The organism is Metallosphaera sedula DSM 5348 (genome assembly GCF_000016605.1).
GTDB lineage: Archaea > Thermoproteota > Thermoprotei_A > Sulfolobales > Sulfolobaceae > Metallosphaera > Metallosphaera sedula.
Window position 1 is genome coordinate 326,922 of record NC_009440.1, and the last position, 11,904, is coordinate 338,825.

Annotated in this window: 14 protein-coding genes; 6 read left to right on the forward strand and 8 right to left on the reverse strand. The window is 48.6% G+C overall.

The window, feature by feature from the left end; all coding sequences use genetic code 11:
* Nucleotides 1-76 precede the first annotated feature (76 nt).
* Together MSED_RS01945 and MSED_RS01950 are read right to left on the reverse strand one after the other, a co-directional pair.
* Entirely contained in the window at nucleotides 77-406 is a 330-nt protein-coding gene (locus MSED_RS01945) for a DsrE family protein (RefSeq protein WP_012020342.1), read from the reverse strand.
* A complete protein-coding gene (locus MSED_RS01950; RefSeq protein WP_012020343.1) occupies nucleotides 381-749 on the reverse strand; it encodes a hypothetical protein in 369 nt (122 codons plus the stop codon). The genes MSED_RS01945 and MSED_RS01950 overlap by 26 nt, the downstream gene beginning before the upstream one ends.
* A gap of 186 nt (nucleotides 750-935) precedes the next feature.
* Here MSED_RS01950 and MSED_RS01955 point away from each other — a divergent pair, with 186 nt between their 5' ends.
* Nucleotides 936-1,913, forward strand: coding sequence for a sulfurtransferase TusA family protein (locus MSED_RS01955; RefSeq protein WP_012020344.1), 978 nt, complete (start codon nucleotides 936-938; stop codon nucleotides 1,911-1,913).
* On the opposite strand, the gene MSED_RS01960 is transcribed toward MSED_RS01955, so the two are convergent.
* Nucleotides 1,905-2,432 (reverse strand): hypothetical protein, encoded by a 528-nt coding sequence (locus tag MSED_RS01960; RefSeq protein ID WP_012020345.1) that lies wholly within the window; start codon nucleotides 2,430-2,432, stop codon nucleotides 1,905-1,907. The two genes, MSED_RS01955 and MSED_RS01960, sit on opposite strands and share 9 nt — an antisense overlap.
* Nucleotides 2,433-2,580: 148 nt before the next feature.
* Here MSED_RS01960 and MSED_RS01965 point away from each other — a divergent pair, with 148 nt between their 5' ends.
* Nucleotides 2,581-3,396 (forward strand): HpcH/HpaI aldolase/citrate lyase family protein, encoded by an 816-nt coding sequence (locus MSED_RS01965; protein WP_012020346.1) that lies wholly within the window; start codon nucleotides 2,581-2,583, stop codon nucleotides 3,394-3,396.
* A gap of 182 nt (nucleotides 3,397-3,578) precedes the next feature.
* Here the strand turns inward: MSED_RS01965 and MSED_RS01970 are convergent, their stop codons facing one another.
* The 4 genes from MSED_RS01970 to MSED_RS01985 form a co-directional block, all read right to left on the reverse strand.
* On the reverse strand, nucleotides 3,579-4,220 hold the full coding sequence (locus MSED_RS01970) for a hypothetical protein (protein WP_012020347.1): 642 nt from the start codon (nucleotides 4,218-4,220) through the stop codon (nucleotides 3,579-3,581).
* A 71-nt stretch (nucleotides 4,221-4,291) separates the two neighbouring features.
* Nucleotides 4,292-5,299: a hypothetical protein gene (locus MSED_RS01975; protein WP_012020348.1), complete on the reverse strand. Its 1,008-nt coding sequence runs from the start codon at nucleotides 5,297-5,299 to the stop codon at nucleotides 4,292-4,294.
* 81 nt (nucleotides 5,300-5,380) lie between these two features.
* Complete coding sequence (locus MSED_RS01980) at nucleotides 5,381-6,136, reverse strand: enoyl-CoA hydratase/isomerase family protein (protein WP_012020349.1); 756 nt, start codon at nucleotides 6,134-6,136, stop codon at nucleotides 5,381-5,383.
* 1 nt (nucleotide 6,137) lies between these two features.
* The gene (locus MSED_RS01985) at nucleotides 6,138-6,890 is read right to left on the reverse strand and encodes an enoyl-CoA hydratase-related protein (protein ID WP_012020350.1); all 753 of its coding nucleotides are present in this window, start codon (nucleotides 6,888-6,890) and stop codon (nucleotides 6,138-6,140) included.
* A gap of 242 nt (nucleotides 6,891-7,132) precedes the next feature.
* On the opposite strand from MSED_RS01985, the gene MSED_RS01990 reads away from it, so the two are divergent.
* Genes MSED_RS01990 through MSED_RS02005 form a run of 4 tightly spaced genes read left to right on the forward strand, consistent with a single transcriptional unit; the run spans nucleotide 7,133 to nucleotide 10,967 of the window.
* Complete coding sequence (locus MSED_RS01990) at nucleotides 7,133-8,296, forward strand: thiolase domain-containing protein (RefSeq protein WP_012020351.1); 1,164 nt, start codon at nucleotides 7,133-7,135, stop codon at nucleotides 8,294-8,296.
* Between the two features lie 4 nt (nucleotides 8,297-8,300).
* Nucleotides 8,301-8,690 (forward strand): Zn-ribbon domain-containing OB-fold protein, encoded by a 390-nt coding sequence (locus tag MSED_RS01995; protein WP_012020352.1) that lies wholly within the window; start codon nucleotides 8,301-8,303, stop codon nucleotides 8,688-8,690.
* Entirely contained in the window at nucleotides 8,683-9,966 is a 1,284-nt protein-coding gene (locus MSED_RS02000; RefSeq protein ID WP_012020353.1) for a phenylacetate--CoA ligase family protein, read from the forward strand. Before MSED_RS01995 ends, MSED_RS02000 begins: the two co-directional genes overlap by 8 nt.
* A complete protein-coding gene (locus MSED_RS02005; RefSeq protein WP_012020354.1) occupies nucleotides 9,963-10,967 on the forward strand; it encodes a 3-hydroxyacyl-CoA dehydrogenase in 1,005 nt (334 codons plus the stop codon). The genes MSED_RS02000 and MSED_RS02005 overlap by 4 nt, the downstream gene beginning before the upstream one ends.
* Before the next feature lie 331 nt (nucleotides 10,968-11,298).
* Here the strand turns inward: MSED_RS02005 and MSED_RS02010 are convergent, their stop codons facing one another.
* A complete protein-coding gene (locus MSED_RS02010; protein ID WP_012020355.1) occupies nucleotides 11,299-11,862 on the reverse strand; it encodes a carbonic anhydrase in 564 nt (187 codons plus the stop codon).
* Nucleotides 11,863-11,904 lie beyond the last annotated feature (42 nt).

The following is an 11,904-nucleotide window of genomic DNA, read 5'->3' on the forward strand; positions in this document are numbered from 1 at the left end:
TCATATAAAAGCAAGTGAAGCATCTTTTAAAAATAGCGTATTTATAACTAGTTTCTATCTTTTGCTTTATTTTTTATTAAATAGTTATAACTAGGTCAACGTCGTCTATAACTGCCTTGTAAAAGTCTGGGAAACATCCTATCTTGCAGGAGGGAATCAGTTTATCGGCTATATTCCTCATATATACGCACTGATCGCAAGCCTGAAGGTATATTCCCTTCTTTGAGAGCTCCTCAAGTCTTTGACCAAGGGGATTCTCCCTCATGGGGATGTAAACGTTATCGTGAATGAAAAACATCCCCTTAACCTCAACTCCGTGTCTACCTTCCTCGAGTTGAGGCACTATCATCTGACCGAGGATGTAGGAGCCAAGGTTGGACTCAACTATGTACGCTACTCTTTTCAACTTCCATCACCTTAGCTAGCTCCTCAGCTAACTTCTCAAGGACATGGTTAATCTGCAACCCCTTTACCCTTCCTAGGACCTCCCTCCAGTTCTCAGGAGTGACTCCATCCTCCATAGCCTCTAGAAGTGCCTCCAAACCTATGATAACAAGAGGGCACTCTGAGGATTTGTACCTTATCTCCTCTCCCCTCCTGTAAATCTCAAACCATCTCTGACCATCCAGGTTAACCCTAGTTACTAGTCTAAAGCCCCTTTCCCCGTTCAGGGCGTAAAACCTTCTCACGAGGAAGTCTGAAGCATACTTCCTCTCTACAACGCAACCACATGAATCTTTCTTGACCATACTTTTTATGATTATTTGCTAATTTATAAATGTTTTGAATATCAACAGAATAAATGATAAATCATTCATACGTTCATGGAAGATGACGAGTCTTCAAGGGCTTTCCAGTGATGCAAGAAGTGCCCTGAGGCTAACCTTAAATTGAAAATAAAAAATACTTATATATCTGAAAAACTAATTAATCATGTGGAAACTTCAGTTGTGTTGAGGGTGAGGGGGTTCCAGCAACTCCTAGATGTGGAGAAGTATCATAGGCTCTACATGCTATCCGACGTTAGGAGATTGAGTTGGGGTTACTCTGCCAAGTTAAAGTTGGGCAAGATCTCATTCCCCGTTTTGGTGAAGGTTGGGAGAAACTCTCTGGAAATGTACGAGGAGCAGGGTAAATTCATGGTTCACTTGGAATTCGTTGAGGGAGACAGCGTCAAGGTAAGGATCAGGGTGGAGGCGTCGAATGAAATGGTGAAGTCTTCCCTAGAGGAGGGAATTTCCAGGAACCTTAATGAATACGCCGAATCCATCTGTAAGGCTGGGAAGGGAAGATCTCAGGAGCCCTTGGGATTAATCATGATGATGAAACCCTTTGTCAGGAGGCATCTTGACGTTAGGGGGGAGCAATGTCCTATTCCAGAAATTGCAGCAAAGAAGGAGTTAACCAAGATGAAACCAGGGGAGGAATTGGAGATATTAGTGGATCATCCTGCTGCCGTAGACGTGACGCTTCCTGAGGTTGCGAAACTCATGAACTGCAGGTATGACATCTACAACATGGGAGATTACGTTTCCTTTGTGATGCTGAAACTGGGAGATCCAATCATGAATAAAAATTACCTTGAGGCGTTGACAAAACGCGAGAGGATACCTGAGATGATGAAGGACATGGGATTCATAGCGTTTCTGTACTCTGTCTTTGACAAGGTGATAAGGCAATTACCCACAGATGGTCTTTACCCAGAGATCTTCAGATATGACGGCCTCACCCTCGTAACCTCTGCGTCCATAGGTCGCGGTTGGCTAGCGGTAGCATTAGTTGAAGACGACAAGATTTTGGGAATGATGCTGGACATTAAGGGAGATAGGTACTGGAATCAGGACGCGCTGAAGGTCATAAACAGGGTGAAGGGAATAGGGAACGTCTTTTACCTCAAGGCTAGTTCAACCTAAAGCCTGCTGTTGCAATACCGCAATCTCCATGGATTCACTGGGTGTCACGGTTCCGTTCAGGACGACCAGGATTACGTAGTTCCTGTAGTATGCGTAAAGGTACTGGTAGTGGGCCGAGCTCACGCATATACCGTTCACCTCACCAGTAACGTTCTTGATGGACCAGTTTAGGACTCTATAGATTTTCGCTATGGAGTTCACAACCTCTGGAAGGCGAGACGCTGACTGGTACTGGAATACCAGGATAGTTAGATTGGCGTTAGATGAGTGATATGACGAGTATAACGTTTCTGTGGAGCTATTGGAAAGCATCTCAATTATGGGAGATACCCCTGTGGGATCGCTTATTCTGCCTTCATTGACTACGACCCAGTTCCCACCCAGTTTGCTATCCAGGGCTGAAGTTGAAACGAACTTTCCGCTGGCGTTAGTCAGGAAGGTTAGGAGCAACACCATTGTTGTGACAGAAACCACAATTACCACAACAAGGATGGCAAGGAGCAATAGCTTTGTTTTCATTAGCTTCGTTTGAACTCGAGATTTTTATGAGTTATCATTACAACATCTTGGAAAGTAAGTGGAAAGGAGCTAGTGGGAGAGATTTTTGTAGCAACTAAGGAAGGCTAGCTCTAAGTTAATATTTAATTGTAGATTTTGATATTTGATTATGAAACGCAGATCTCAGCTCTACGTTCCTGGGATAAATGAACGCATGATAGTGAAAAGCTTGGATATACCTGCAGACTCTATCATATTCGATCTTGAGGACTCGGTTCCCCCGGATGACAAGGAGAGGGCGAGGGAACTAATCAGGAGGTCGCTTTCAGCTTACTCGTGGAAGGGGAAGGAGTTATGCGTTAGGGTCAACCAGCTCACCACGAAAGATGGATTGAGGGATCTCCTCTTTGTCTCGGATCTTCCCGTTGACGTCATCCTAATCCCTAAGGCCGAGGGGTCTCTGGATTTCGTGCACAAGGTTACTGGGAAGATGCTGGAACCCATAGTGGAGACGCCGAGGGGTCTAGCGGAAATAGAGGATCTGGTTAGGTCAGACGGGGTCGTCGCAATTTCCTACGGGGCAGCCGACTTAGCGCTTCACTCCCAAGGAGAGATAAAGGGATATGAGGGCAACATTTACGTTATGACGAGGGTCGCAACTTCCGCCAGGGCCTACGACGTGGAACCCGTGGATAAGGTTTACTTTGACCTAAGAAATGCAGAGGGTTTTAGGGCAGAGGCTCAGTTGGCCAAGAGCCTGGGCTTCTCAGGAAAACAGGTGATTCACCCCAGTCAGGTGGAGATAGCCAACTCGGTGTTCTCTCCCTCCAAGGAAGAATTGGAGTGGTATAGGGAAGTGGTGGACAGTTACGAGAAGGCCATGAGGGAGGGAAAGGGGGCGATCAGGTTGAGGGATCAACTCGTGGACCAGGTTCACTACAAGATAGCGAAGAGATACCTGCAGGACTATTCTGAGATAAAGTGAACCTGTGTACTTGTCCTGAGATCCATTGACTCTTTCAGGATTCCTGTTTAACTCGTACTTTCCTTAGATCTAACAATCTATGACTTGACTGTGCCCCAGTACTTACTTCTCAACTCTGTCTTCTCTTCGCTCAAAATCAAAAATCTCTGCAAATTAGCGTTCATATTTTCCCCGCTTAGCAGTTATGTCACCGTAAAGTAGCCTAGCACTGACTGGTTGAAGTAGTCCAGGAGTTGAACTGTATAGATCCCGGGTTGGAAGGTAGTGAAGCTTCCTTGAGGAATAATGGAGGTAGAACTGTTGTTGGGTATCCAGTACCCACTCACGTTCAAGGAGAACTCGTTGGGAATTGTATCTACAACTTTCCCTTGGTAAATTAATTGCATCGAATCACTTGAAGGTAAGAGCTTATACTGTGTAGCTAAGAAGAGATTGGGGCAGTCATATACCCCAGGTGCAATTAATATTAGCGGTTCCGCCTTTGAGATGTTGGCTTCGGTATAATATCCCTTGAAAATGTTAAGGCCAATAGGACGAGATTGTGCGCAAGGATAGGGAGCGGGGAGGCTAAAATAACTAGAGTTTATTATAAGGGGCTCATTACCTCTGTAATACATCATTGCGATAATATGAATTGCCTGTCCGGGACTTATCTCAGTCGTGTTGAGATTTAGGTAAAGGGCTATCGAGCCATTAACTAGGGAGTAGGTTTTCCCCTTGAGATTCTCCAGAGGGAGACTAGAGGAGACCAGCTCCTGATGTATGGCTAACCCTGCAAAAACTGAGCCCACGACCAATATCAGAATGACATAAGCTACCTTCATGCCATTCCATTTGTTGATCGTTTTTTAAGGATTATCCAAGCATTCACTCGAATATTCAAGACCTGGCCAAGTTAAAAAATGGGCACGAAGTCCTCCTCCGAGACCTCAACCTCTTCCCCTGTTATCCCAAGTTCGGGGAACGAAGGCATCTTCACCCCATACCTAGCTAGAGTCGACCCAACCCTTATCACTGCAGTCCTCCAGGCCTCCTCCTTCTCCTTGAGGTCAGGAATATGGAACCCTGCACTCCTAGCTAAGTCCTCCATCCTCTCGTTGACCTCCTCGAACCATGGGGGTAACTTCCAAAACTCCTTTGGTGGCCTATACGTGATCAGGGAGAGGAACACGAACCCTGCCCTGACCTGCTTGGTTACGAGTCTCTTTTGCTCATCGTTCATTCTTGAGGCGCCCTGAGTCATGATCAAGTGGGTGAAGGCGTAATGCCTCGTCTCATCAACTGCGGTATTACGGAAAGCCTTGGAGAACTCCTCGAGCTTCGCCCCACGCGACATCGTGGTGAACACTGTGGTTGCCGCTGCCTCCCCCATCATGAATGAGGTGAAGAGAACGTCGAGCGTGTACTTCTTGTAAGCCTCTAGGTAAGCCTTCCAGTACCTAGCTCCATTATACCACGTCCACTCCACGTTTAACATGGCCTTCCTTTCAAGGTCATCCTGAGGTTTGAACTGGAAGGGAAAACCTCTCATCATGGAGTCTATTGCCAGACCGCATACCATGTTGTGTCTGTTTTCGTCATAGGTAATTGTCGTCAGGATCCCCCTTACCGCCGTGTCCAGGTGGTGCTCAAACCCCTTGATTACCGCGTGGGCAAATACGGGAGTTGCGTTGTCGAAGTTGGACAAGAGCGACCACCAATAAGCGATTGCCAGCCTCTGCTTCCTGTCTAGCCCTGAGGCGATTTCCCTGACCCTATCCCAGTTAATATCCTCCTCATCCCACTGCTCCCTTTTGGCTCTCCTGTAGAGTTGCCAGGCCTTCTCATTGTCAAAGTTCCATCTGGGAGGGTAAACATTGGGTTCAGGATAAACGGGATCTAGAGAGTAATCAATCTCGGACATCAAATCACGTTAATATATAGAGCCCAGAAATATATAAATGTTCTTTAACCCCATTAAATGTTCAGGCTTTATGAACTGGGGTCAAGTCTTCCACTCCGGTTTCCTCTTCTCGAGGAAGGCCTTCATTCCCTCCCTCCCATCCTGAGAGACTAGAGTGACGTAGAAGTTCCTCCTCTCCAGGTCCAGGCCTTGCTGAAGTAGGGTATCCAATGCCCTATTCACCGCCTCCTTTCCCAGCTCAACAGCGAAACCGGATTTACCTGTTATTTCCCTTGCAAGCCTCATGGCCTCGGGAATGAGAGCTTCATCAGGTACAACCTTGGTTACAAGTCCCATCCTGTAGGCGTCCCACGCGGTGATGAGCCTTCCAGTTAGCACCATCTCCATTGCCCTATACTTTCCCACGGTTCTGGTTAGCCTCTGCGTCCCGCCTGCCCCGGGTATTATTCCCAGGTTGATCTCAGGCTGTCCCAGTCTAGCGCTTTCCCCCGCAACTATCATGTCGCAGGCCATTGCCAGTTCCAGTCCTCCACCTGCTGCTACCCCATTGAGGGCAGCGATCACGGGTTTCCTGAACCCCCTAAGGGCGTCCCATAGGGGCATGTGACCTTCCCTCGTCACTTGTTCTATGGACATATCCAGCATCTCCTTTACGTCTGCCCCTGCAGAGAACGCCTTACCATTTCCGGTTATGATTACTGCCCTTACCTGCGACTTGAGTTCGTTGAGCGCCTCAACCAGATCGTACACCATTTCCATGTTGATTGCGTTCAGTTTCTCTGGTCTGTTCAACCTGATTATTCCCACGTCTCCCTTCTCAACTATCACGGTTCTCATGTCATTCACCCCTGAAACTAGGTTTCCTCTTCTCGAGGAAGGCCTTTACACCCTCCTTAAAGTCCTGCGTGGTTCCCAAGTAACCCTGCATCGCTGACTCGTATTCTAGGTATTCTTCAAGGTCGTGATATAGTGCTCTATTTATCAGCTTCTTGGACGCTACGTATGACCTGAAGGGTCCGGAGGAAATCTCCTCGCCCAATTTCAGGGCTTCGGACAAGGGATCATCGGATATCTTCAGTATGCCCTCCCTCTCTAGCTCTTCAGCCGTAATCTCACCTCCAAGTAGAAGCCTGTCCAGGAATCTGGTACCGCCTAACCTAGCTAGGATGAGGGTCAGCCCAGTGTCAGGTGCTAGCCCAATGTTGTGGAAGGCGGTGACAAACCTAGATCCCCGTGAGGCTATCCTTACGTCGCAGGCTAGGGCCAAACTTATCCCTGCACCTGCCGTGACTCCGTTGACGGCTGAAATATAGATCTTGGACGAGAACCTGATTTCCCTGAGGATTGGGTAAAAGGACGACCTAAGGTCCTCTGTCAAGTCAGAGGATATGGAGCCAAGATCTGCGCCAACGGAGAAGGCCTTCCCTTCTCCCGTGAGGATTGCCACGCGCTTCCCAGGGTCTGAATTGAATCGTTTAAGGGATCCAAGGAGTTCAGACCTAAGTTCAAGGCTTAGGGCATTGAGCTTATCGGGTCTAGAGAGTGATATGACTGAGACGGGTCCGTGATCCCGAATCTGAACTAGAGACATTGAGATAGTTTTTGAATGATATATATAAAACTTGGAGCAAATGCATTAAGTCGCGACAAGATATTGAGGGAGCGTAGAAGCTGAGATACACCTGTAATTATTCCGCGCTAAAAACGCTTTAATTTATCTGAATTGATTTTTATGTAATAAACTGAAAGAAAAACATACATTATCAACACACATGATTTTGAAGTTATAAATTATCAAGAAAACATATATAGTTCCAATGTAAAACTTACTCGATGAGAAGGAGAGTAGGTATAGTAGGTGTGGGGATGTCCAAGTTCGGGAAGAGGGATGACGTTTCTGTTAGGGAACTCTCATGGGAGGCCATAATGGAGGCCCTTCAGGATGCTGGAATTACGCAGAAAGATGTGGACCTTGTGGTCGCAGGGAGCACAGCCTATCGGGGTGTGGAGCTCTATCCAGCTCCCCCTGTCTCAGAGTACTCTTCCCTTACGGGAAAGACGCCCATAAGGGTAGAGGCAGCTTGTGCCACCGGATCGGCTGCGGCTTTCACCGCAATCAACTCAATCGCATCAGGAATGGTGGATGTGGTCCTCGCAGTGGGTTTCGATAAGATGACAGAAGTTGATACCCAGACCTCCCTAGCCATAGGCGGGAGGGGAGGAAACTATGAGTGGGAGTTTCACATGTATGGTACAACCTTCCCTGCGTATTATGCCCTTTACGCAACAAGGCACATGGCAGTGTACGGAACCACGGAGGAGGACATGGCCCTGGCCTCCGTGAAGGCACATAAATATGCCTCAATGAACGAGAAGGCCCACCTCAGGAACAGGGTTACCGTAGAGGACGTGTTGAAGTCGAGGGTAATATCGTGGCCCATTAAGCTACTGGACTCCTCTCCCATAAGTGATGGAGCAGCAGCCGTGATATTCGCGTCAGAGGAAAAGATAAGGGAGCTCAATGTGGATACCCCAGTCTGGGTTGAGGGAATAGGTTACGGTAGCGACACCTCGAGCATTGCGAGGAGGGGAGAGTGGACCAGTTTGAGGGCAGCTAGGGACGCCGCCAACATGGCTTATTCCCAGAGTAAGAGGTCTCCAAGGGACGTGGAGTACGCAACAGTTCACGACTGTTTCACGATCGCCGAGATCATGGCCTATGAGGATCTTGGGTTCGCGGAAAGGGGTAGAGGGGCTACCCTTCTGAGGGAGGGACAAACGGAGAAGGGAGGGAAAGTTGCGGTGAACCTCTTTGGAGGACTCAAGGCCAAGGGACATCCGCTAGGCGCAACGGGTCTCTCCATGATGTACGAGGTAACAAAGCAGTTGAGGGAGGAGGCAGGTCCTGTTCAACAACAGTTCAAGAATTACGTAGCCCTGACACATAACGTGGGAGGGACCGGGCACTACGCCTACGTAAGTATTCTCTCGAGGTGATCTCATGGAGGGAATTCCATTACAGTTGAGGTATACGGTCCCTGAGAAGGGATATGAGAAGTTCTGGGAGGGGCTGAGGAAAAACGAGATCTGGGCCACGAAGTGTAGAAAGTGTGGGACACTGTATTACCCCCCGCAAAGGGATTGTACCTCGTGCTACACCTCCGAACTTGAGTGGGTGAAACTATCCAACAGGGGAAAGCTCATGACCTATACCGTGGTGAAGGCGAAACCGCAAGGGTACGAGAGTGAAGAGGATTACGTCATTGGAATAGTTAGAACTGACGACGGAGTTGACCTGATGTGTTGGATCAAGGGAACCCCAAGGGTTAACTCCCACGTGAATCTAGTGACTGATGGAAAGAGGGTTGTGGGTGAGATCCTTGATGTATGATGAGACTGACCCAAGGGCCTTAACCAAGGAAGAGATCGAGAACGTGCAGGCTTTCAGGCTCAGGCGGGCGTTGAGGAGGGCCTACGAGAGAAGTCCCTTCTACAGGAGGATCTTTAAGGAGAGAAATCTGACTCCCGACGACATTCGCACGAAAGAGGACCTAAGGAAGCTACCTTTCACCACTAAGACCGACCTGAGGGAGAAGGGCTACCCATACGGAGGCGAGTTCATGACGGTGGAACTGGAGGAAATAGTGGGCTGGCATATGACCAGCGGGACCACTGGGGTTCCCACAGTTGGGGCTTACACTTCCTCGGATGTGGAGTTGTGGGCTAACCTCGTTGCGAGAAGTCTCAGGACAGCTGGTGTCACGCGGAAGGACATAATTGCAAACGTTTACGGCTACGGTCTATTCACAGGCGGAATGGGACTTCACTTGGGGGCGCAGAAGATAGGGGCAAAGGTAATCCCTTGGAGCACTGGGAGGACAGAGGCACTGGCCAAGACATTGAAGGACTTCAGGGCCACGGTAATCACTGGAACACCCTCATACGAGCTGGTAATAGCCGAGAAGGTAAGGGAGGCAGGGCTTGACCCGGAGAGGGACCTGACGTTAAGGCTCGCAATACCTGGTGCAGAGTCAATGACCCCGGAGATGTTGAGGAGGATAGAGAAGGAACTGGGTCTCCTGAGCAGGGGAGGAGGTGCCAGGGAGATATACGGGCTCACCGAGGCTATAGGTCCTGGGGTAGCTCAGGAATGCCCCCACGACAATCACGAGTTCATGCATATCTGGACTGATCACTTCCTAGTGGAGATAATAGATCCAGACACGGGAGAGAACGTGGGTGAGGGCGAGGAGGGAGAGATGGTTTTCACTCACCTCACCAGGGAGGGAATGCCACTAATTAGGTATAGAACGAGGGACATTACCAGGTTGGTGGAGAGCGACGACGACATCCCCTTCCCAAAGGTCGCAATAATGAAGGGAAGGTCAGACGACGTCATTTTCTACAAGGGGGTGAAGCTTTATCCCACGGCCATTAATGAGGTACTCATGAAGATGCCCGAGGTCATGGAGTATCAGATGGTGATAACTAAGGACCCGCAGAAGTTTCTTCTCCTGGTGGAGACTACTTCTCCCTCCGAGGATCTTAGAAGGCGGATAGTTACGGACATCAAGAACGTTACCTTCGTCAATCCCGAGGTTGACTTCGTGTCCCCTGGAACCCTTCCCAGGTTCGAGGGCAAGTCCAAGAGGGTGGTTCTGAAGTGAAGGTTTTCGTGATAGGATCAGGGGTCATGGGTAGCGGTATAGGTCAGGTCTTTGCCATGGCCGGACACGAGGTGACTCTTTATGACGTTAAGGAGGAGGCACTCAAGAAGGCAATGGAGGGTATAAGATGGTCCCTTCAGAAGCTCCAGGAGAAGGGAAGCGTGAAGGACGTGGAGTCGGTCCTGTCGAGAATATTTACCTCAAGGGATTTGAGCGAAGCAAGAGATCACCTAGTGATAGAGGCGGTGTTCGAGGACATAAAGGTGAAGAGCGATGTTTTAGGCAGGGTCTCTCCCCTTACCGACGAGATCATTGCCAGCAACACTAGCTCCCTCCCCATCACTGAGCTATCTAGGGCTGTGAGGAACCCAGAGCGTTTCCTTGGGATGCACTTCTTCAATCCCCCAGTTCTTATGAAACTAGTGGAGGTGATACGGGGAGATAACACGTCTGAGGAGAGGTTCAGAGAGGCCCTAGATATCGTAAAGTCTCTCGGAAAGTATCCGCTCCCCGTTAGGAAGGACGTGTTTGGGTTCGTGGTAAATAGGATACTGTTCAGGCTCTTCACCTCCGCTTGCGCTCTCCTAACGCAGTATACCCCACACGAGATCGATTATGTGGCCATTAAGGAACTTGGTATGCCCATGGGGTTAATCATGCTCCTGGACTACACGGGTTTAGACGTGAACTACGACATTTCGAAGGAGGCTGAGAGGAGAGGTTTCCCGTTCAAATGCGATGTTCTAGAGGGGATGGTGAAGTCGGGTAAACTTGGAAGGAAATCAGGTCAAGGGTTTTACGACTGGAGCAAGGGTAAACCTGAGGTTAAGGCTACCAGTGGACCCGACCCTCGAGAGCTCTTGAGGGGGGCGGTGGAGGAGGCCAAGTGGCTAATATCACAGGGTGTGGTGACTAGGGAGGAACTGGAGACTGGTCTGAAGCTGGGACTTGGAATGTCTCGAGGAATCCTTGAACTTGGGGAAATTCTAGGCGTGCATTGAGGTTATCTCAAAGTTTCTCGTGTCCGGTCACGTTATATAAAGTCAGTCTGTGGATGGGATTGAAACAATTGTTTCCTACACTGTCCCTAATTCTTGGGGAATTCACTCCTTACTGCTTGGGTCTAACCTTCACTGGCCGAAGAAATAGAAGCCAGTATCATCATTAATTTACGTTCAGAGCTCAGACTATCATTTTTCTCGTCGGATGATTTCTCTTAAAGAAAAGTTTGTCTTCACCGTTGTTTATGTAGTTGTTAAAAATTTTCACGCATAAGTTCTTTTTGTCAATATGAGGGAGCCAACGATGATTAAAAACCATAATTGCGGGCTTCTAGCTAATCCTCTTTACATCCCTAACCTTGAGGAACTCCTTTGCGATTAACACATCTATGTCGCCATCATTGTCAGTCTGTATTACGTATGTCCTGTACATCATGTCTGGCGAAATCACCTCTGAGTACTTCCTGGTTGAGGGAGGCATAACCAGAGCGACGTTATCGCTCGATGCAGGCGCATTCAGTTCCTCGGTCCTTATGAGCTCTGACCTGACCTTCGCCTTCACTGCTCCCTTGAGGGCACTCTCCTGGACTTCAACGTTTACCTTCTCCAGTTGAGCCTTGGTGTAGCCCAAGTACTTTCTGAAGGGAGATATCAAGGGCTCTAACTCCGCAGGGAGTTTCTCCCCCTTCAACGCCTTCTCAACCACGCCCATGGCACCGCAATCCGTATGGGGCAATAGCAATATCTCGTCAGCTTTTTTCAGCAATGCCAAGGTATTTCTTAGGGAGTTAACGTTAGCCCCCGCATTTCGCACGAAGATCGTGTTTCCATCGTTAAAATTTTTCTCCAGAAACTGGTTTAATCTCCTGTCCATACACGATATGACGATTCTCATAAATTAATCGACTTGTCTCAGCCTATATTTTTATTGTTTATA